This is a genomic window from Paenibacillus sp. FSL R5-0470, assembly GCF_037975205.1.
Classification (GTDB): Bacteria; Bacillota; Bacilli; order Paenibacillales; family Paenibacillaceae; genus Paenibacillus_AQ.
The window spans coordinates 514,562-535,970 of record NZ_CP150238.1; the positions used below are offsets into that span (position 1 = coordinate 514,562).

At 45.2% G+C, this 21,409-nt stretch carries 19 protein-coding genes; 15 read left to right on the forward strand and 4 right to left on the reverse strand.

All coding sequences use genetic code 11. The annotated features are described in order from the left end of the window. Nucleotides 1–4 precede the first annotated feature (4 nt). Both MKY99_RS02290 and MKY99_RS02295 read right to left on the reverse strand, forming a co-directional pair. Nucleotides 5–460 carry a hypothetical protein gene (locus MKY99_RS02290; protein ID WP_094874201.1) on the reverse strand — a complete coding sequence of 152 codons (456 nt, stop codon included), beginning with the start codon at nucleotides 458–460 and terminating at the stop codon, nucleotides 5–7. Nucleotides 461–492: 32 nt separating this feature from the next. Beyond that, the gene (locus MKY99_RS02295) at nucleotides 493–1,392 is read right to left on the reverse strand and encodes an SDR family oxidoreductase (RefSeq protein ID WP_339268430.1); all 900 of its coding nucleotides are present in this window, start codon (nucleotides 1,390–1,392) and stop codon (nucleotides 493–495) included. 129 nt (nucleotides 1,393–1,521) lie between these two features. Between MKY99_RS02295 and MKY99_RS02300 the strand changes: the two genes are divergently transcribed. From MKY99_RS02300 to sdaAA, 3 genes are all read left to right on the forward strand, one after another. After that, complete coding sequence (locus tag MKY99_RS02300) at nucleotides 1,522–2,103, forward strand: DUF4269 domain-containing protein (protein WP_339268432.1); 582 nt, start codon at nucleotides 1,522–1,524, stop codon at nucleotides 2,101–2,103. A gap of 300 nt (nucleotides 2,104–2,403) precedes the next feature. Next, nucleotides 2,404–3,114, forward strand: a complete 711-nt coding sequence (gene sdaAB / locus MKY99_RS02305) for an L-serine ammonia-lyase, iron-sulfur-dependent subunit beta (protein ID WP_339244491.1) — start codon at nucleotides 2,404–2,406, stop codon at nucleotides 3,112–3,114. Beyond that, on the forward strand, nucleotides 3,111–3,989 hold the full coding sequence (sdaAA, locus tag MKY99_RS02310; RefSeq protein WP_042184434.1) for an L-serine ammonia-lyase, iron-sulfur-dependent, subunit alpha: 879 nt from the start codon (nucleotides 3,111–3,113) through the stop codon (nucleotides 3,987–3,989). The genes sdaAB and sdaAA overlap by 4 nt, the downstream gene beginning before the upstream one ends. A 28-nt stretch (nucleotides 3,990–4,017) precedes the next feature. On the opposite strand, the gene MKY99_RS02315 is transcribed toward sdaAA, so the two are convergent. Further along, a complete protein-coding gene (locus MKY99_RS02315; RefSeq protein WP_042184436.1) occupies nucleotides 4,018–4,320 on the reverse strand; it encodes a hypothetical protein in 303 nt (100 codons plus the stop codon). Between the two features lie 61 nt (nucleotides 4,321–4,381). Here MKY99_RS02315 and MKY99_RS02320 point away from each other — a divergent pair, with 61 nt between their 5' ends. Then, the gene (locus tag MKY99_RS02320; protein WP_042184438.1) at nucleotides 4,382–4,579 is read left to right on the forward strand and encodes a YwbE family protein; all 198 of its coding nucleotides are present in this window, start codon (nucleotides 4,382–4,384) and stop codon (nucleotides 4,577–4,579) included. Between the two features lie 102 nt (nucleotides 4,580–4,681). Here the strand turns inward: MKY99_RS02320 and MKY99_RS02325 are convergent, their stop codons facing one another. After that, nucleotides 4,682–5,407, reverse strand: a complete 726-nt coding sequence (locus MKY99_RS02325; protein ID WP_339268434.1) for an HNH endonuclease signature motif containing protein — start codon at nucleotides 5,405–5,407, stop codon at nucleotides 4,682–4,684. A 365-nt stretch (nucleotides 5,408–5,772) separates the two neighbouring features. Here MKY99_RS02325 and MKY99_RS02330 point away from each other — a divergent pair, with 365 nt between their 5' ends. The 11 genes from MKY99_RS02330 to MKY99_RS02380 all read left to right on the forward strand — a co-directional run bounded on the left by MKY99_RS02330 (nucleotide 5,773) and on the right by MKY99_RS02380 (nucleotide 21,332). Continuing rightward, nucleotides 5,773–6,255, forward strand: coding sequence for a hypothetical protein (locus MKY99_RS02330; RefSeq protein ID WP_339268436.1), 483 nt, complete (start codon nucleotides 5,773–5,775; stop codon nucleotides 6,253–6,255). Nucleotides 6,256–6,307: 52 nt separating this feature from the next. Then, entirely contained in the window at nucleotides 6,308–7,327 is a 1,020-nt protein-coding gene (locus tag MKY99_RS02335; protein WP_042184444.1) for a LacI family DNA-binding transcriptional regulator, read from the forward strand. Nucleotides 7,328–7,632: 305 nt separating this feature from the next. Continuing rightward, on the forward strand, nucleotides 7,633–8,970 hold the full coding sequence (locus tag MKY99_RS02340; RefSeq protein WP_339268438.1) for a glycoside hydrolase family 30 protein: 1,338 nt from the start codon (nucleotides 7,633–7,635) through the stop codon (nucleotides 8,968–8,970). Nucleotides 8,971–8,998: 28 nt separating this feature from the next. Then, nucleotides 8,999–12,226 (forward strand): cellobiose phosphorylase, encoded by a 3,228-nt coding sequence (locus MKY99_RS02345; protein ID WP_339268440.1) that lies wholly within the window; start codon nucleotides 8,999–9,001, stop codon nucleotides 12,224–12,226. A 219-nt stretch (nucleotides 12,227–12,445) separates the two neighbouring features. Continuing rightward, a complete protein-coding gene (locus tag MKY99_RS02350; protein WP_081389681.1) occupies nucleotides 12,446–13,435 on the forward strand; it encodes an ABC transporter permease subunit in 990 nt (329 codons plus the stop codon). 18 nt (nucleotides 13,436–13,453) lie between these two features. After that, nucleotides 13,454–14,344 (forward strand): carbohydrate ABC transporter permease, encoded by an 891-nt coding sequence (locus MKY99_RS02355; protein WP_339244503.1) that lies wholly within the window; start codon nucleotides 13,454–13,456, stop codon nucleotides 14,342–14,344. Between the two features lie 91 nt (nucleotides 14,345–14,435). Next, a complete protein-coding gene (locus tag MKY99_RS02360) occupies nucleotides 14,436–16,112 on the forward strand; it encodes an extracellular solute-binding protein (RefSeq protein ID WP_339244505.1) in 1,677 nt (558 codons plus the stop codon). A 74-nt stretch (nucleotides 16,113–16,186) separates the two neighbouring features. Next, a complete protein-coding gene (locus MKY99_RS02365; RefSeq protein WP_339268443.1) occupies nucleotides 16,187–18,145 on the forward strand; it encodes a histidine kinase in 1,959 nt (652 codons plus the stop codon). Continuing rightward, nucleotides 18,142–19,704 (forward strand): response regulator, encoded by a 1,563-nt coding sequence (locus MKY99_RS02370; RefSeq protein ID WP_339268444.1) that lies wholly within the window; start codon nucleotides 18,142–18,144, stop codon nucleotides 19,702–19,704. The genes MKY99_RS02365 and MKY99_RS02370 overlap by 4 nt, the downstream gene beginning before the upstream one ends. 148 nt (nucleotides 19,705–19,852) lie before the next feature. Beyond that, complete coding sequence (locus MKY99_RS02375) at nucleotides 19,853–20,596, forward strand: AAC(3) family N-acetyltransferase (RefSeq protein WP_339268445.1); 744 nt, start codon at nucleotides 19,853–19,855, stop codon at nucleotides 20,594–20,596. 97 nt (nucleotides 20,597–20,693) lie between these two features. Then, on the forward strand, nucleotides 20,694–21,332 hold the full coding sequence (locus MKY99_RS02380; RefSeq protein WP_339268447.1) for a histidine phosphatase family protein: 639 nt from the start codon (nucleotides 20,694–20,696) through the stop codon (nucleotides 21,330–21,332). Nucleotides 21,333–21,409 lie beyond the last annotated feature (77 nt).

A 21,409-nucleotide genomic window follows, 5' to 3' on the forward strand; every position in this document is an offset into this window, starting at 1 on the left:
CAGCTTATAGCAGCAGCAAGCAGAGCAGCGGAAGAAATAGTGCAAACACAGGCAGTAACAGAGGGGAACGCTCTACACCCAGTTGCGTCACTCGTAGCAGCAACAGTCCCAAAATTCCAGCCAAGCCCCACAGCAGTAGCTCTGCACCTTGTTCTGCTGCCAGCCATAGACCTGCACCGAAACCTGCGGCTACGTATACAACAAGGGAAACGATGTGGGAAGTGGAACGCAGGAGGCGCAGCAGAACATCGGCTACTAGTGCGGCTGGTAGTCCATAAGCGTAAATCGCATAGGGGATCGAAAGTGGCCAACCCTCTGGTATGCCGTTATGTTGTGGAAACCCAAGCATAAGTAAAGAGATAAGGACGTACGTTAGCCCTGCGCAGGCTAATTTTGTTAAGGCATACATTCCGCTTGTTAAACGGACTGAAGGAATATCATAATCGGGCATCTTATTCATAGGTATACATTCCTCTCGTGGTGTGTTGTGTATCAGCTGGTGACCATATCTCCACCGTTGACATGTATACATGTCCCGGTAACATATGAAGAATCAGGGCCCGCTAAAAATAGATATGCTCCTGCTAGCTCATAAGGCTGTGCAGCACGTTTAAAGGGTGTATCTGTACCAAAGATACTAACTTCCTCTGCAGAGTAGCTTGAGGGAATCAGTGGGGTCCATACCGGACCGGGAGCTACACTGTTGACTCGGACGCCAGCGTCTACGAGAGATAAGGCTAAAGAGCGGGTAAAAGAGACCACCGCCCCTTTGGTGGAGGAATAATCTATGAGCTCTTTATTTCCTTGATAGGCAGTAATGGAAGCGGTATTAATGATGGATGCACCTTTTTTAAGATGTGGAAGTGCGGCCTGAGTGAGGTAAAAGAATGAAAAGATATTCGTCTGGAACGTCTGGTACAATTGCTCTTCTGTTATATCCAAAATACTTTTTTGTGGATATTGGACCCCGTGATTATTGACCAGAATGTCCAGCTTGCCGAAGGTGCGGATCGTATGCTCCACAGCCCTGAAGCAATTCTCCTTATGGCGTAAATCAACTTCAATCCTTAGACAACGTTGCCCTAATTCTTCGATCCGCTTTTGAGTGACTTCCGCATCTGAGGCTTCGTATAAATAAGCTATAGCAATGTCTGCACCTTCTTTTGCAAAAGCAATGGCTGCGGCTTTACCAATTCCGCTGTCGCCTCCGGTGATGAGTGCAACCTTTCCCTTCAGTTTTCCACTGCCGATAATTTCCGGGTTTTCACTGATGGGACGAGGATTCATCAGACTCTCCAGGCCCGGCTGACGATCTTGATGCTGTGGAGGAAAAGCAATAGGCTGCTCTTTACATACTGTCCGCTCCCCATAATAGGGGTAGATGGGATTCATTTTTTTGAAATAACCTCCTTGCGTTCTACCTTCCGTATATTTCTATGCATGCGCCCAGAAAAGCGTGCGCTGTCATCAATACATACATATGCGTTTATAAACCCGAGTCGGAGGAGGCGCTTGTCCAAAATGAATGATTGGCGAAATATCGATGATTTGATTCATGGAACCGCGGTTCAGAAAGAGGTCTATAACCTTCTTTTAGAGCTCGATATTATGAATTTGCTAAAGGACTATAACCCTTTGTTGGTTGGGACAATACCGCTTGGAATTCAAGTGGAGGGCAGCGATTTGGATATCATATGTGAGGTTCAAAATCCTGCGGATTTTAAGGCGCTAGTTGTTCGATATTTTGGAGCCATGGAGGGGTTTGTTAGCGAATCACGAGTGGTTCAAGGGATTCCTCGAACGAAAATTAACTTTATGGTAAAGGGCTGGCCTATCGAACTGTTTGGACAGCCAAGGCGAACGGAGCTCCAGAATGGTTATTTGCATATGATCGTTGAAGCTGAAATTTTAGCTCAGATGGATGATGATTTTCGCGAACGGATCATTCTTTTAAAATCAAGCGGATGGAAGACAGAGCCTGCCTTTGCGAAAGCTATGGGATTAGAGGGCGATCCTTACGAAGCGCTGCTGGAGCTTGAAAAGCTTCCTCGGAGCGCTCTTCATGCTTTATGCCATTCTGTTCAAGCGAGGGAACAAGTATGATCTTGTCTTGAGAATCTCCGCGCAGCCGGTATTGCCAAGTGCCACCTGATGGTTATTGAAACCAATGAACATGGAAGAGGGTTCTGGGAAGGGATGGGCTGGCAGTATAGAGGTGGAATTATGCTGTGCTCCCAGGATATCTTGTGATACTCAAGACATGAAATAGAAATACTAGCCTTTGAATACGCAAAGTCAGGCATTTGGATATCACAGCAAATGTCACGGTGAACTCCGACTGCTAGTGCAGTATACTATATAGGAGTACGATAATTGCCTATTCTTGCAGGCAGGAGGTCTTTTATGCGTTTTAAGGATGTATTTTCAATTATTGGTCCGGCGATGGTCGGTCCTTCAAGCTCACATACCGCTGGGGCGGCACGGATCGGGAGGGCCGCAAGGCAGGTGTTGGGTGAAGTACCGCGTGTGGCTGAAGTAACGTTTTTCGGTTCTTTTGCAGCAACTTATCAGGGACATGGCACAGATCGGGCAATTGTTGGAGGGTTACTTGATTTCACTACCGACGATCATCGGCTTCCAGATTCCCTAGAACTGGCGGTCGAATCCGGGATGGAAGTTTCTTTTAAGCAAGGAACAGGTCTGTTCCCACATCCAAACACCGTTAAGCTGCATCTCATCGGACAAGAAACAGGAAGCGAACTGACGCTAACAGGGACATCTATTGGTGGCGGAAACATCGAGATTGTTGATATCGACGGTTTTGGAGTGAAGCTTACGGGGATCTATCCGACGGTTCTGATTAATCATATGGATTATTTAGGTGTTCTGGCAAGTGTTACGGAAGTGATGCGTAACGGACAGTTTAATATAGGGCATATGTCTCTCGATCGTAAGAATCGTAGTGGTGCAGCCTTAACGGTGCTGGAGCTGGATGAAGCGGCTACACCGGAGCTTCTTGAAGCGCTTAAAGCGCTCACTGCTGTGAAATCCGTGAAGCTGGTTAATTTAAACGAAGGTAAGCAAGATGAGAAGGGGAAGGAAAGTTTAACATGAATTTTCAAACACTTAGCGAGCTGGCTGTATTGTGTGAGGAACGTGGTCTCACGATTGGAGCACTTATGCTCGAAGAGCAAAGTGCGGAATCTGGACGTTCCAGTGATCATGAATTTTCCACGATGCGTGAATATTATGGCGTGATGAAAGAGGCTGTTCATCGCGGGATGCATGAAGATACAACTTCGCGCAGCGGCCTTACAGGCATGGATGCCCAGCGTGTAGGAGCATACAACGCGGCTGATGAGCCATGCCTAGGTGGACCTGCAGGTCAAGCTATGGCTTACGCGTTGGCTGTATCCGAAGTGAATGCTTCTATGGGCCGGATCATTGCGACGCCTACTGCTGGTTCATGCGGGATTATTCCGGGTGTATTTCTCAGCTGTCAGGAACGGTTTGGCTGGGATGATGACTACATGGTATCCGGATTGTTCGCAGCCGGGGCCATCGGTTATGTCATCGCCAATAACTCCTTTGTATCGGGTGCGGAAGGCGGCTGTCAAGCTGAGGTAGGTTCTGCCATTGGGATGGCAGCAGGCGCGTTAACCGAGCTACGCGGCGGAACGCCTGCACAAGCAGTGCATGCTGTCGGGTTAGCACTTAAGAACACTTTAGGCCTGATTTGTGATCCGGTTGGCGGACTTGTTGAGATTCCTTGTATTGTTAGAAACGGATTCGGTGCAGTTACTGCACTTGCCGCCGCAGATATGGCACTGGCTGGTGTTCGTAGTGTGATTCCTTCAGATGAAGTTATCAAGGTCATGCTCGAGGTAGGCTCAGCTATGCCAGAGAAACACCGCGAGACTGCAGGGGGCGGTTTAGCACAGACACCTACCGGCCGTAAAATCATGCAGGATTTACGCAAAAAGAAGTAATTAATACGTCTCAAATCACAATTTGTATTTAGAGCAGTTTGAAACGTTCCAGCTGATCCCATTGACCTTCTTGTCGAAGGATTTCTGCCTGCCTAGGTCCAATGAGGTCAAAGTGGGGAAACGATGAACGATTATGAATATATTGGGCAGGCAATCCGTTCTCCTCGCACCAGTGTTTCAGTGTGGTAAGATCACTACAGCCCACCTTGGTGACGGTAGTGATGCCGGGAAAGCGTGGATCCAGCCAATAATGAGTCAAGAAGGCGATCTCTCCTGCGGAGACCGCTTTTTTCCACCGGGATAATTCTTCTCTATTGATGCCGAAGGCCATAACTTCTCATCCTTATCTATTGTAGTTGACAACATTATAACCCATGAAAGGGGATTACATCATGAACGGACAAGTAAGAGCGGATATTCGTCCTGGGCTTGAAGTGGATATTGTACTTAAGCAGGATCAGCCTACAGGCAAGCTAACACACGGTACGGTGAAAGATATTCTCACGAACTCGCCTCGGCATCCGCATGGCATTAAGGTCAGATTGACTAGCGGACAGGTAGGACGAGTTAAGAATATTACAGGCAACTAAATAAACTACACTTCTCCATATTAAAAAGCACCCTAATCTCGGAGGCTGTTCTGTTCACGGAAACAGAACAACCTACGAATTAGGGCTTTTTGGTTTAAGTTGTTATATTCGGCCCATAAAATCCTCAACAGATTTATCAGCTTTAGTCTGATTACATAACGTGCAAGCGCAGACGCAATTATCTGGGGTTGTATGACCACCTTTAGCACGAGGTAGTAAATGATCAATGGTGTCCCCATAAGCGCCGCAGAAGTAGCAGGTGTAATTGTCTCTGGCTAGTATATAAGCGCGAAAATCCTTATTACTATACAATCGTCGAATCGTTCGACGGTTTACAACGATAGCGGCATGTTCCCTGACCAGGGTAATTGCAAGCGCTAGATCAATCTCCTGATGCCAACGCCGTCCCTTGTCGCTATGACCGCGCATTAGAATCATCCCTTTGGTAGAAGGAATCAATTGGGTTGGATCTTCGGGATTTAGCTTTGTGCCTTGAGCATGCGGCCTTTTTCTTCGCTGTTCCAAACCTCGTACGCGTCGGTTCGGATTAGATTGTCCTAAAGAAGCAGCAGCGGAAGACGGCTTTCCCTTTTTGGGACGCTCCAATGGAGTAATCTGATGGGTTTGGATCGTATCAAGCTTCACCAGTAAGGGGTTCGCTGTGAGTTTTATATTTAGTGTTTCCCGTTGTTTGCGACATTCACGGCAGGCACCACGGCGTGAATGTCCCTTGGAACGTTTGCCTGTACGTCTTCGAAATTCTGTGAGCGGCTTTAGCTTGTGGCAATAAGCACACTGCTTGGTAGATAGAAGGTCGGTATCGTTCATAGGTATGTTAGGTGCAGCGCATGTGTACGCATGTCCTGTCTCCTTGTTTTTGAAATATAATAAACTATAGGTTCCACACCATACTTTATGTCTTAGATTTCTCGCTTATAAGGACGTAGAAGTTGTTTATGCTTTGGATTCAATGATGTTTATTTATGAGTTCCGTTAAGTGAAATGTTAGCTTCTAAACTTAGTATAACGTAAAGCGCTACTGTTCACATCGTACGTAAAAAAACCGTAAACACAGCCAAATTTGTGATATGCATCTCGGTGATAAACAGGGAAAACTTGTAAAATAGAAAAAAGGGCAGATTCGTTATCTAGATAGGGTTGCTCTAATTCTTATTTGGAAATGGGGAAGTGAAATGGAATTAACGAAGGGAAGGCCGGGTACAGTAACATGGCTGTATATTCTTCTTATTTTTTTGGGGGTTGGAGCGTTAGGAGGGGGCGGTGCTCTTGTAATAGATCCAAGCGGGGATCTAATGAAAATGCCGACTTCTATGCTGGAAAGATCGCCATTCTCTGATTTTTTATTCCCGGGTATTCTGCTATTTATCGTATTTGGATTACTGCCCCTCCTCGTTGTTTATGGTCTGGTCAAGAGACCTCAGTGGCACTTGGTGGAACGATTAAATCCGTTCAAGCAATTATATAGCTTCTGGGCTTTGTCTCTGTATATCGGGTTTGGGCAAATCATTTGGATAACGGTGCAGACGTACATGCTGAATAGTGTTGCAATGATACATCTGATCTATATGAGTCTAGGGCTGTTGATTCAGACCGTTACACTACTCCCCTCTGTACAAAGTTACTTTTCGCTGGACGGCGGTACGGAAAGACGTTAAAATTGCAGTGAACAAAAGGCATTTCATTTGTCAGGGCAAGGAGCGAGCCGATTTGACAACGATATACGATATTGCCAAAAGAACCGGTTACTCTCCAACAACGGTTTCTAAGGCGTTTAATAATTATTCCGATGTACGTGAGAAAACTCGTCAGGAAATATTCCGGGTTGCCCAAGAAATGGGGTATTTGCCAAATTCACATGCCCGTACATTGACCACTAAGAAATCGTGGACCATCGGCGTGCTGTTCGTAGAGAATACGGGATTTGGTATTCGCCATCCTTTTTTCAGCGCTGTGATCGAAAGCTTTAAGAAGGTTGCTGTTGAAAAGGGTTATGCCCTCATGTTTATCTCCAAAGATGTCGGTGGTAAGCAAAGCGGTTATTTAGAGAATTGCAGGATTCGTGGCGTAGACGGCGTTGTTGTCTTCTTGTCCGATTATGAGGATCCGTATTTCCGTGAACTGCTTGAGAGTGATATTCCTACCGTTATTATGGATTTCGAGACTTCTGAGACGCATACGGTATGCTCAGATAATACTTCTGGAGCCCAGCTGGCAGTGGAGTATCTAGCCTCTTTGGGGCATCGCAAGATTGCCCATATATCCGGCGGCATGAACACATTTCCAGGTAAAATGCGGGAGTTGGGTTACAAGACCGCTATGAAGCAGCGAGGGTTTAAAGTACCTAAGTCCTATGTTGTAAACGGAGCCTTTTATTCTCGGGAAAGCGGCTATAACGCGATGCTGGAGCTTCTTAAGCTCCCTGAACGTCCAACCGCCGTCTTTGCTTCCGGTGACTTACTAGCCTTAGGGGCTATTATGGCCGCTAAAGATAGTGGACTTTCCGTACCGATGGATATTTCAGTTATGGGTTACGATGACATCGATCTTGCCGAGTACGTTACACCTGCATTGACAACGGTGCGTCAGGATACGGAGCTTCTTGGAAGCCAAGCGGCGGACATTCTTTTAACCTCAATTGAAGGTAAAGTATTAGATAAGGAAGCGATTTTAGTTCCGGTGGAAGTGGTTGAACGGGAATCCTGTGCACCTCCGATTAGCGGAAAGTAGTCTGATAAATCTTGACGAACTGAAAAGAGTCCTGCTAAAGTAAAAGACAGTATAGCTTTCAATTATTCTTATGAGATGAGATAGTGGTATTTGGCACATCTTATGTAGTGAGATGGAGCTATAATAGACCCATTGTTATAAATGCTCTTTCAATTGATTTGGAAGATCATTTTTTTTCGAAACAATCGAAACCGGTTTCGATTGTTTCGATTTGATGGGTCATTGCTCCGAATCTATAACATCGGAAGATGATCCAGTAAAGACTAGTGCTTTGGTAAGAAAACAATTCAAAGGAGCTGGATGAAATGGCAAAAGTTCAAACTGTGGTAACTGCAAAAGATACAGGGGAACGCTTAACTCCAAAAGATGCAATTGTTTTTAGCGCAAGAGTAGGATCTGGGTCTGCCGATGTGGAGCTTAAGCCAGAGCAGGAGTTTCAAAAGATGATTGGATTTGGCGGCGCTTTCACTGAAGCTGCTGCTTATACGTTGTCACGTCTGAGCTCCGAGAAACGAGCAGAGGTTATTCATCGGTACTTCCATCCAGTAGAGGGATTAGGCTATAGCATGGGGCGTGTTCATATTCACAGCTGTGATTTTGCCCTCGGCAATTATACTTATGTTGCTGATCATGACACAGAGCTGGCTACTTTTGATATCTCACATGACCATAAGTGGGTACTTCCGCTGATAAAAGACGCCATGGAAGTAAGAGGCGGTGCATTCACGATGCTAGCTTCTCCTTGGAGCCCTCCGGCATGGATGAAAACAAATGGGGAAATGAATAACGGTGGATCACTGAAGCCGGAATACGCAGAAGTTTGGGCACGCTACTATACGAAATTCATTGAAGCTTATGGAAAAGAGGGAGTACCGATTTGGGCAGTTTCCGTGCAAAATGAGCCGGCTGCCGTTCAGGTCTGGGATTCATGTATTTATAGTGCGGAAGAGGAACGGGATTTTGTTAAAAATCATCTTGGACCGATGATGCATCAGACCGGCCATTCAGATGTGAACATTGTAATCTGGGATCATAACCGCGATATTATGGTCGAGCGTGCTTCGGCAGTATTATCTGATCCTGAGGCTGCGAAGTATGTGTGGGGTACAGGTATTCACTGGTACGGAGGCGAGGAGTTCGACAAAGTAGAAAAGGTACATGATTTATTTCCTGACAAGCATCTGTTGTTCACAGAGGGCTGCCAAGAGGGCGGCGTTAAGCTGGGGGAATGGTTTACTGGCGAACGTTACGGCAGAAACATGATTGGAGATCTCAATGCGTGGACAGAAGGATACCTGGATTGGAACCTGGTACTGGATGAGACTGGAGGTCCTAACCATGTAGGCAATCTCTGCGATGCGCCGATTATTGCAGATACGACAACAGATGAAGTGCATTATAACAGCTCCTATTATTACATTGGGCATTTCAGTAAATTCATTGCGCCAGGTGCAGTACGGATCGGATTTACATCTGAAGCGGAAGGTATCTTAACCACAGCATTCCGTAATCCTGACGGTAGTATTGCTGTCGTACTGATGAATGAAAGTGAAGAAGTGCACAGTGTAACGCTAGGTCTAGGCGAAGAGGTTGCAAGCTGCGAGCTATCGCCTCATTCCATCGTAACGCATTTGATTTCATAAATAATCTACAACCTAGGAGGACATAAATATGAGCAATTATTATTTCGAATCAGGTACATTTGTAATGGAGCAATTTGATGAAGGAAAGCCTTTTTCCAGTTTCTTACCGGGTCTTGCCGGACTGAAGGGAATTCCGATGTGGACTTTTTATGTGAACCGGGGTCAGGCCATTTGCAGCTTCGGGGTACGCGATAAGAATTCACCGATCATGGAATTCTCTCCTGCAAATATCTCTTATAAGAACGTAGGGACGACCGGTTTCAGAACCTTTATCAAAATTAAAGGCGAGCAAGAGATTTATGAACCGTTTCAATCTGCACGTCCAGATCCTGCTGCAAAGCGCCTCATGACCATTTTGCCTAATGGGCTTACTATTGAAGAAAGCCATGCCGCACATGGTCTGAAGACGACCGTACACTATTTTAATTTGCCTAATGACGATTATGCAGCATTGGTACGTCGGGTAGAGATTGATAACATCGGCGGTAAAGAGATCGAGCTAGAGCTGATGGACGGTTTGCCTGAAATATTGCCTTACGGCGTAGAGAACAGTGGATACAAGGAAATAGGGAATCTGCTGCGCAGCTGGATGGACGTATACAACTTAGAGAATGGTATTCCTTTCTACAAGCTGCGTTCCAGCACCAATGATGATGCACAGGTTAGCGAAATTACCAATGGCCATTTCTACCTGTCGTTCACTGGAGAAGGAGAAAAAGTCTCGCCAATCGTCGATTTCGAGCTAGTCTTTGGTGGCAATACCTCGCTTACGTATCCAGACCGCTTTGCGGGATTAACCCTTGCCGAACTGGGCGAGCTTCCGCAATACCCGGTCAACAAGGTTCCGTGCGGTTTTAGCGGAGTGGCAAGACGTTTAGCGCCAGGTAGCAATCTGATCCTGAACACTCTGGTTGGACATGTAAATGACATCGACAAAATCAATAAGAAGGCGGAGCAGTTATGCCGCGATGAATATATCCTGTCTAAATCTCAAGAGGCCGCAGGTCTGACGGAGGAATTAACGGAAGACATTGCTACTCACACTTCATCGGCTGTGTTTGATGCGTATTGCCGTCAATCCTATCTCGATAACTTCCTGCGTGGAGGCTATCCTTTTGTCTTTGACAATGGTGGTGATGGCTTTGTAGTTCACTTATACTCGCGTAAGCACGGTGACTTGGAGCGTGACTACAATTTCTTCTCACTCGCCCCAGAATATTATTCACAGGGGAACGGAAACTTCCGTGATATGAATCAGAATCGTCGGAATGATGTGTTTTTTAATCCGAAGGTGGGTAGCTTTAACATCAAAATGTTCTATAGCTTGATTCAGGCGGATGGTTACAATCCACTGAGCGTGCAAGGAACAACCTTTGAAGTGAAACCGGATAGTAAGGCACAAGCTGCGGAGTGGATTGGAAAAGCTGCGGCAGATCATCAAGCTGAGCTTGTAAAGCTGTGTAGCACTCGGTTCACACCAGGTAGCTTAGTGAACTATATTGCGGATCATAACGTTGCCTTGAAGGTAAGCGAACAACAATTTTTGTCGGGATTACTTGCCCTGTCAAAGCAAAACATTGAGGCAGCTTTTGGTGAAGGCTTCTGGTCGGATCACTGGACATATAATATGGATCTGGTAGTAGGTTACTTGGATATCTTCCCTGACAAAAAGCAGGAGCTTCTATTTGGGGATAACACCTATGCGTTCTATGACAGCCCAGCGTATGTGCTGCCACGCAGTGAGAAATATGTAATCAGTGACGGAAAGGCCAGGCAATATGGTGCACTCCTTGAGGATGAGGAGAAGCTGCACAAGCTGAAATGGAAAGCTGGAGATACCCATTGGCTGCGTACTGAAGGCGGTCTCGGCGCCATTTACCACACCAATCTGTTCGTGAAGATGTTGTCTCTTGCCTTGAATAAATTTGCTACGCTTGATCCTTATGGTATGGGTGTAGAAATGGAAGGCAATAAGCCGGGCTGGAACGATGCTATGAATGGACTGCCTGGATTGTTCGGCTCCGGAATGAGTGAGACTTTTGAGCTGAAACGTACCGTAGTCTTTTTGTTAGATGCTCTGAACAGCAAAGAGAACGTCCAAGGAGCTGTAGACCTGCCAGAAGAAATTGCCCAGTTGCTTGAAGAGGTATATCATGCGGTCACGGCGGTTCTGTCGGGAGACTTGGAACAATTTAATTATTGGGATACTGTAGCTTCGGCGCGTGAGGCTTATAGAGCACGTATCCGTTTCGGTATTACTGGAACTGAGTCTGAAGTAACCTTAGAATACATTCGTGAGGCCCTCTCCAAGTTCTTGGTCAAAATCGACGAGGGAATCAACAAGGCAGTAGAACTTGGTAACGGACTTACCCCAACCTATTTCCGCTTTGAGGCGAAGAAATTCCAGCAGGTAACAGATGCTGAAGGTCAACCAGTACTTAGCGGATACGGCCTGCCAAAAGCTGTGGTAGAGGAGTTTGAGGTCTATGCATTGCCATACTTCCTTGAGGGGCCTACTCGCCTGTTGAAGACGCTGAAAGATCCGGTGCAAGCCAAAGAAATCTATAATCTGATTAAGCAAACAGAGCTATATGATCCGACTACGTCTATGTATCAAACTTCGGTTAGTCTAGAGGGTGAGTCTCATGAGATCGGACGAATGAGAGCCTTTACGCCAGGCTGGCTAGAGCGGGAGTCCAACTTCCTGCATATGTCCTACAAATATTTGCTTGAGTTGTTGAAGGGCGGGCTTTATGAGGAGTTCTACGGAGAACTGAAGACCTCGCTAGTTCCGTTCCTAGATCCGGCTGTCTATGGACGCAGCACGCTTGAAAATTCATCCTTTATCGCTACCGGAGGTAATCCTGATCCGAACAATCATGGTAGAGGGTTCGTTGCAAGATTAAGTGGGTCGACTGCTGAGTTCTTGAGTATGTGGAGAACGATGATGGCCGGAAGCCATGTTTTCAGAGTAGAAGATGGACAGCTTACATTATCTTTGGATCCGGTTCTACCAGGCTGGCTATTTGATGAACAAGGCAATCTCTCTTTCACATTTCTAGGTGGCACGGAAGTAACTTATTCGAACCCGCAATGTGAGAATACATTTGGTGAGAAGAAGGTTGTTATTCAGAGCATGACGCTCGTCTATCACGATGGAACAGTGACCGAAATTTCAGGAGCACTCGTTCGTGGCGAAGAGGCAGAGGCTCTGCGACGTGGAGAGATCAAGCAAATTCGAGCAAAAATGGCATAGAAAATAAGGGAGGGCCTAGGCCCTCCCTTTATTTTTTTCTCCAAATATAAGAAAGTCCTTAAAGGACGCCGAAGGCGTTTTAGCTTGAACCCGAAAAATGGAACCTATAACCCGAAATTCAAAGCCTTACGGAGAGAGGCAAAAGCAAATACAATAAATACACAGATATTGTAAGCGCTTCAGAAAAAGAAAAAGATACATAGCCTGGAGGTCCAAAGGATGGAGAACAAAAAAAGCGTGGAAGTAAGCCCAGCGATGAATCCGTTAATTCCTGGCAATTTCGAAACCGGTAAAGTAAATAGAAACTCGCTGTGGAGGAGATTTGTAGCCCAGCGTCATTTACAGACCATGGCCCTACTAGGCGTAGCCTGGATGATCATCTTTAACTACATTCCAATGTATGGAGTTATTATTGCCTTCAAAGAGTTCAACATCGTCAAATCAATTTCCGAAGCTCCATGGGTAGGACTAGCTCATTTCAAAGAATTCCTACAAGATGAAAGTCTGGTTGACGTTATTAGGAATACGTTAGGCATTAGCTTGATCAAGCTCTTCATCGGTTTTCCACTGCCGATTATATTTGCACTATTCCTAAACGAGGTCCGTTCGGTGAGATTCAAAAAGTGGATTCAGACGATTTCGTATTTACCTCACTTTCTCTCATGGGTTGTACTCGGCGGGATTCTAGCGACCTGGCTTGCGGATATAGGGATTATCAATAACATCTTGTTAGCGCTAAATATCATTGATCAGCCGATTACCTATCTGGCCGAACCTAGCTATTTCTGGACGATTGTTATTTCATCTGATATTTGGAAGGAACTTGGATGGTCAGCAATTATATATCTAGCAGCAATCTCTGGTGTATCTCCTGAAATGTATGAGGCTGCTACGATTGATGGTGCTGGAAGATTCCAGAAAATGTGGTTCGTTACGCTGCCGGCCATTAAATCGACGATCAGTATTCTCTTCATTCTTGCAGTCAGTGGTGTACTAAGCTCCAACTTCGATCAGATCTTGGTGCTACGTAACTCGTTGAATGATAGTGCAAGTAATGTAATCGATTATTATGTGTACTACACAGGGATTCTCTCAGGCCGCTTCTCATATTCGGCTGCAGTTGGACTATTAAAATCGATTATTGCTCTAATCTTGCTGCTGATAGCTAACCAAGTGTCTAAAAAAATCAACGATACATCATTGTTCTAGGATAAGGAGGACCTACACATGTTTGCTCTCAAGCGCAAAACGAAGGGCGAGGCCCTATTCGATATTATCAACAACATCATCATGCTGTGTATTTGCTTCATAACGCTTTATCCGATCTGGTACGTACTCGTCAATGCCTTTAATGAAGGTACGGATGCTATGCGAGGTGGTATATACTGGTGGCCGCGGGTGTTCAGTCTAGGAAACTTTAAGGCGGTGTTCGACAGCCCTGGTATTATGCAGGCGATGTGGATCACCGTTGCCAAAACAGCAATCGGCACAGTCCTGCATGTATTTTTCACAGCAATGGTAGCCTATGCCTTTTCTCGTAAAGGCTTGATTGGTGGAAAGTTTTACATGTTTATGGGTACAGTTACGCTCTTCTTCGCCGGAGGGTTGATCCCGAGCTTCTTGCTTATCAAAGATCTTCAGTTACTAGATAATTTCTTAGTGTATATCATTCCTGCGATGTTTAGCTTTTTCGATCTTATTATCTTCATGACCTTCTTCCGAGAGATTCCTGAAGGATTGGAGGAAGCGGCCCGGATTGATGGGGCTAATGATTGGTCCATTTTCCTACGAATTGTGCTTCCAGTGTCTATGCCTGTTATTGCGACCATTGCGCTGTTCCACGGCGTGTTCCAATGGAATGATTATTTTACAGGTATGATCTATATCAATAATACAGAGCTACAGCCGATTCAGACGTACCTGTTCCGCGTTGTAGCACAATCTAGCTCGACTCAAATGATGGTTGCTGCACAAGGTAGCGGCATGACAAGAAGCGTAACGTCACAGTCTATTAAGCTGGCGACGATGGTGGTCACCACACTTCCTATCGTGTTCGTATATCCTTTCTTACAACGCTACTTTGTTAAAGGCATGATGATCGGCTCCATTAAGGGCTGATCCTTAGTAAAGGTAACTCCTCCAGCAGCTCATCTCTATGAGCTCTGGGGTTGAGCTTATAATTAACAATCATAGAAAAGGGGTAAAGAATATGGGTATGAAACGCAAACCGAGAACAGCGATGGCTCTACTTCTGGCAGCGGTTATGGCCTTGTCAGCCGCAGGCTGTTCCAGTGGAAATAACGCTAAAGGAAATTCGGATGGTACTAAAGAAACGAACACGGGGGCGACAGATGCACCTGCTGCTACATTGTCTGCTGATGAACCAGGTTGGAAGATTGACACTTCACCGATTACGTTTGACTGGTACCTGAACTTCTCTTGGTTCCCTAACAAATGGGGCGTGGACCCAACTTCTCAATATGTAACTAAGAAGACCGGCGTTGATATTAATTTCATCGTTCCGGCTGGTAACGAGAATGAGAAACTGAACACACTCATTGCTTCTGGCAAATTGCCTGATTTCATCACATTGGGCTTCTATGAAGATGCAATTAAGAAAATAATCGAAGGTGATCTTGCGCTACCTCTGAACAAGCTTGCTGATGAATATGATCCTTATTTCTACAAAGTTTCTGATAAAGATAAGCTGAATTGGTACACTCAGGAAGATGGCAATGTGTATGGCTATCCTAACTCTTCTTCCTCTCCTGCTGACTATGAGAAATATGGAGAGAACTACGTATCCAACCAAGTATTCGCGGTCCGTAAGGATATGTATGAAGCGATTGGCAGTCCTGATATGCGCACACCAGAAGGTTTCTTGAATGCGCTTAAGTTAGCGAAAGAGAAATTCCCTGACGTAAATGGACAGCCGCTAATCCCGCTTGGTCTGCATGAATTTGGTGTAAACGGCAATGATTCTCTGGAAGGTTATCTTCAGAACTTCCTGGCAATTCCTAGAGAAAAAGATGGTCAGGTATATGCCCGTGAGACTGATCCTGAATATATCCGCTGGATGAAGACACTTCGCCAAGCGAATCAGGATGGACTGCTTGCTAAAGATATCTTTATTGATAAACGTCCACAAATGGAAGAGAAGATCGCTCAAGGTCGTTATTTCGCGATGCTCTACCAACGTACAGACTTTGCAGCGCAACTAGGTACGATCTACCAACAAGATCCTAGCAAAACTTATATTGCTATTGATGGTCCTTCGAATACGAACTTGGATCAACCGACCCTAGATGGACCTGCGATCGCAGGCTGGACAGTAACGCTGATCTCCAAAGATGTAAAGGATAAAGCTCGCGCTATCCGCTTCCTAAGCTACTTGAACAGTGAAGAAGGTAATAAAGACTTGTTCCTCGGTGAAAAGGGTGTCAGCTACGAAACGATTGATGGCAAAGACCAATTTAAGCCTGAAGTGTTTGATCTAATGAATAAGGATCGTTCGGCGTTTGATAAGCAATACGGATCTTCGTTCACCTACTGGATGATGCAGAACACGAATATCACGGATCAATGGGCACCTAAATCAGTAGAACCTTTTAAACAATTGGAAGATTGGACGAGAGGAAAAGCGACTAGTACTTCAACGTTCCAACAGATTGATCCTACAGGTAACTCCCCTGAAGGCATCATTGCTACAAAGCTGAAAGAACTGCGCGGGAAGACGATTCCTAAGCTGCTTATGGCTTCTTCGGATGCTGAGTTCGATAAAATATGGAGTGAGTATTTAGCGAAACAAAAGGATATAGGTGTAGATAAATTCCAAGCCTATCAACAGAAAAAGTATGAAGAGAACAAAGTGAAGCTCGCCCAATAAAATATAACCCAGAAGCCCGCTGATTGCGGGTTTTTGGGTTATTTTGAAACAATAATAAGGTATAGTTGTTAAGTATGTTAAGTATTCACGATATTAGCGAGGTGAAAGTTGAAGAAGTGAAGAGGGAGAATATGCGTGAGCGCAGCAAAGAAATTTGGAATTCCTTCTTATATTGGTGGGGACGAAGGTCGCTGCAGAGTCGTTTGATCGCTGCCTATGTTTTTATTATTATAGGTCCGTGCTTGCTGGTGTCCGTCTATTTTTATGAGTCTATCAATAGTACCTATTTCCGAGATGCTGTTGAGAAAAATGAGTATTTGCTGCAAATGGAAAAATTGCATATCCACAATCAAATTGAAGCGATGGAGCGGGCAGCACAGATGGCGTATTCTGACTCAGATGTTAAAGACTTTCTTGCGAATGAGACTGAGCCGATGCTTGAAGATTTGGTTGATTTTAATACAAATGCTTATGTGAATATGACACGTATTCAATTTAATAATCCGAATATTGAGCATTTACGGCTGTATTCGAAAAGTAAAACGATGCATGAAATTTGGCCGATTTTATTTCGCGAAGAGCGAGTTTCTTCCGAGCCGTGGTACCAGAAAGCACTGCAGTTGGAGGGACAGGAGTACTGGTCTTTTCAAAGGAGTGATCCGGATCTGATGCAGAGATACTTGGGTGCACCGACTGAGAGTTTGCCGAAGGTTTCTTTACTACGTGAGATGAGTCGTCCTGCTGGCAACCATATTGGGATGGTTCAAGTAGATATGATGTTGAACCGCTTTACACCAAAGACATATACCGATGTACGGGATAACCAGACACAAATGTTCCTTGTAGATGGTGAGCTGCAGCTATTTACTCGTCCTGATCAGTCTTTTCTACAGGATAACGAGGAGATGGCTAGTGTTATTACTGAACGATACAAGACCTTCAAGGCTACTGGTGAATGGGATAGTAGTTATACAGCCAACGGTAAATCTTATTTACTTATTAACACACCGCTGGAACGTATTGATGCTTATCTGTTAAATGTGGTCTCAACGGAGGGTGTTTTGAAGGATATCTCCCGTACACGCAACTTTATTATTGGAGCTAACATTGGATTTATTATTTTACTCACGTTGATCGCTTATGTGATGAATGCCTTTATTCTAAAAAATCTGCGCAGATTGACCGAAACGATGAAAAGCGTGCGCAGAGGTGAAGCATATAGTGGCATTACGATTCGGGGTGGAGGAGAAGTCGGTGAGCTTGCCCATCATTTCTCTAAGCTAATGAATACAATTAATAAGTTGGTGGCTCAGGCTGTGAGTAAGCAGGCATTGTCCAAAGAGGCTGAGCTGCGCACGTTGCATAATCAAATAGATGCACATTTTTTATATAACACACTTGAAAATATTAAAATGCTTGCTGAAATTGAAAATCAACGAACGATATCAGACGCACTAACTTCGCTCGGTGGAATGATGCGTTATAATTTCAAATGGTCTGGGGAGTATGTGAAGCTTCGTGATGAAGTCCGCCATATTGAGAATTACATTGAAGTAATGAATATTCGTTTTGAGTACCCGGTTAAGCTTGTACTTCATATTGAACCTCGATATTTGGAGCTGGAGGTGCTGAAAATGTCACTGCAGCCTATTGTAGAGAACAGTGTTAAGCATGCTTGGAACGGTGAAAAAGAGAATTTAGAGAACCCGAACATTCATATTCATATTTCGGAAACGGAAGGTGATATTTCCATAGAGCTTCGTGATAATGGTATCGGTCTTACCCCAGAACGTCTAGTTGCTTTAAACGAGGCGATATATGCTAAGGATGAATGTTGTGATAGTGATAGCTCCTGTGAACAGCGGGAAGTAAGCCAGAGAGCAGGGGGCATAGGACTGCGAAATGTACACCAGCGTCTGCAAATCTTTTATGGCGAAGAATACGGGCTTGTAGTACAGAGCGAGGCAGGGAGTTGGACGATGGTACGTCTAAGCTTGCCGAAAGTTCTTTTGACGGGAGAAAAACAACCATGAAGAAATTACTGATCGTTGATGATGAGAAAAATATTCGTGTAGGTCTGAAGATCATGATTGAAAGGGAATTTCCGTCCGCATATTCGATCATAATGGCGAGCAATGGTGCAGAGGCGCTCGAGGTCTTTAAGACAGATGGTGCAGATATTATTATTACGGATATTCGTATGCCGGTAATGGATGGAATTACGCTTTTGGAGCAGCTATCTGTGGAGGTAAGAGGCGAGAAAAAACCAGCAGTGGTGATCCTAAGTGGGTACGATGATTTCGAATATGCTAAATGTGCCATACGTTATCGTGTGAAGGATTATCTACTTAAGCCGATTCGCCGAGATGAGCTGTTCGAAATCTTGCTGCATATCCATAAGGAACAGGAAGAACAGGAGTTCAGCGTCAAGAAAATAGAGCGGGAAGCAGAACAGTTTCGCAAAGAGCTACGCTCCAGCCGTTTACGGGGACTGCTGCAACAGCAGGAGGTTCAGTTGGAGCCCGAGCAGCAAGAGGAGCTAAATGGTTTGGAGGTTCCTTTTACAGTTGGCGTGCTGAATTACTATTTTAATGATGGGACTCGGATGAAGGCGACAGAAGTTCAAGGGCTGGTCGAACGTTTGATGGGGCCAATCGAAAAGTGTTTTTCAGAAATTATAACGGACTGGGACGGTAAGTTAGTATTAATCGGGACTAGTAGACAGAGCTTTATGGAACTATCCCGTCAAGCTGAAGCTAGAGAAATAACTAGTTTATCGATCGGAATCAGCCGTGAGGGAAAAGGTCTCGCAGAACTTCGTTCCTGTTACAAGGAAGCTTGTCGGGCACTACAATATACTTTTTTGTTTCCGCAAGAAGGATTTTTGGATTACGAGGATGTCAGTCAAGAGCGTCGTAACTTTCCTTTGCCGAAGGAGGCGCTTCGTAAACTGCTCAATATGCTTGGGACAGAACGTGAGAAGGAAATAAAATGCCTGCTGTCTGTTATTTTTCAAACAGAGCATTTGAAGGAACTGGACTTGTCTTATCTCGAGAGTGTCGGGCAGAGTATCAATGAGCAGGTGCTGGATGAAGTATTTCGGCTGTATGGGGAAGCCTCGGTTGAGGTGTTAAAGCTATATCGTACGGTTGGTAACATGTATAACTATCGCCATTTCCATGATTATTATCGTGCGCTTGAGAATTTGCTCCTGAGTGTGAGTGATTACATTGTAGGGGTGCGCTCTGCTCATACGGAACATGCTGATATGGAGGAAGCGTTGAACTATATTGAAACGAACTATGCTCGTCCACTAAATATGGCTATGGTTAGTAACCATGTTTCTTTGAATTATTCTTATTTTAGCGAAGCCTTCAAAGCATATACTGGTGAGAATTTTGTCATTTATTTAAAAAAGGTACGCATCCGTCATGCTAAAGAACTGCTAGCGAAAGACTGTGGCAAGCTTGCTGAGGTTTCGGAGAAAGTAGGTTTTGAGAACAGTAAGCAATTTGCCCGTGTATTCAAAGAGTTGGAAGGGATCTCTCCAGGGGATTATAGAGCCAAAATGCTGTCTGAAGATCTGTCGTAAAAGGCAGGATAAGTAGCTTTAGTATAAATATCATTGCTGAACTGTACCTTGATGGGTGTTAAGGGTGTCGTTAGAAGTGATCCTCCTATATAATGGCAGTGAGAAGCTTTGCTAGGATTAGCAGCAAGAGAGTTTGGAGGAATGAAGGGTGGAAGAAATTCAAGGCAATTTGATTACAGTTCAGACGTTGGCAGAGGACTTTCGGCGACTGGGTGTACAGGCGGGGATGACGATTATACTGCATTCGTCCTTCAAATCACTAGGCCAATGGGTGGCAGGTGGCCCGGTTGCCGTTATTTTGGCGCTTGAGGAGGTCCTTGGAGAGTCAGGTACACTTGTGATGCCCACGCATTCTAGTGATCTGACGGACCCTGCTGGCTGGAGTAACCCACCGGTGCCCGAATCTTGGTGGCAGAGTATCCGTGAGCAGATGCCGGCTTATGATCCAGACCTGACCCCACTGAGGGGAATGGGGGTTATTCCGGATTGCTTCCGTAGACAAAAAGAGGTAAAGCGCAGCGATCACCCCATTCATTCATTTGCGGCTTGGGGCAAGCATAGGGATGAGATTATATATGGTCACTCCCTTGAATACGGTTTGGGGGATGACTCTCCATTAGCTCGTATTTATGATCTGGGGGGAAGTGTACTACTGCTAGGCGTAGGAAATCTGAATAATACTTCATTACATCTTGCTGAATGCCGGGCCTTCTATGAAGGAAAGAAGGAAGTCATTGGCGGGGCACCTATACTAGTGGATGGTCATAGACAGTGGGTGGAATTCAAGGAGCTAGATTGGAACTCTGACGATTTCGTTGATCTTGCTGAGCAATTCGGGCAAGAGACAGGGCCATTACAAATGGTCATATCGCCTCAGCTGCAGCTCAATTGATTCCACAGCGTGAAATTGTAGACTATGCGGTGAACTGGATGGAGCAAAACAGGAAGTAGACTATCTCTGAATTTGGGATTAGGAGGAGAAGCAACGGATGAGTACTACAACGATATATCTAACGCGTCATGGACAGACAGAATGGAATGTGCAGAATCGTATGCAAGGTCATATGGATTCTGCGCTGACGACGCTTGGCGTACAACAGGCGGAATGGTTGAGTCGGGGAATGCAGGCTACAAATCTGGATGTCATTTATGCAAGCTCTAGCCCAAGGGCGCTGCGTACAGCTGAAATTATACGCGGAGAGCGGGATGTTCCGCTGAAGATTTCCGATGCATTTAAAGAAATTGGCATGGGCGTATGGGAAGGTAGAGATTCTGCTGAACTGGCAGCCCAGTATTCAGACCAGCATCGTTATTTCTGGAAGGAACCCGACCGGTTTAAAGTGGAGGGCAGCGAGACCTTCGCAGAGGTGCAGACAAGAGCACTGGAGAAGCTTCAGGAAATTCTCACTATCCATCAGGGTGAGACGATTCTTATCGTAACGCATACGGTAGTGATCAAGCTCTTGATGGCTTATTTTGAGGGCAGAGAGTTGCCTAAGCTATGGGATCTGCCTTACATATATCCAACCTGCTTATCCAGGATTGATTTTACGGATGGCGTGCCGGAGATCCTGCTGCACGGGGATACAAGTCATTATGAAGAGAATGAGGCTGGGATGGAATCCTAGAGGTTATATGAAAAAGAGGCGGTTCCTCGAGTGCATTATGCACCCTAGGAACCGCCTTTTTGTCCTCAGAGCTGTGA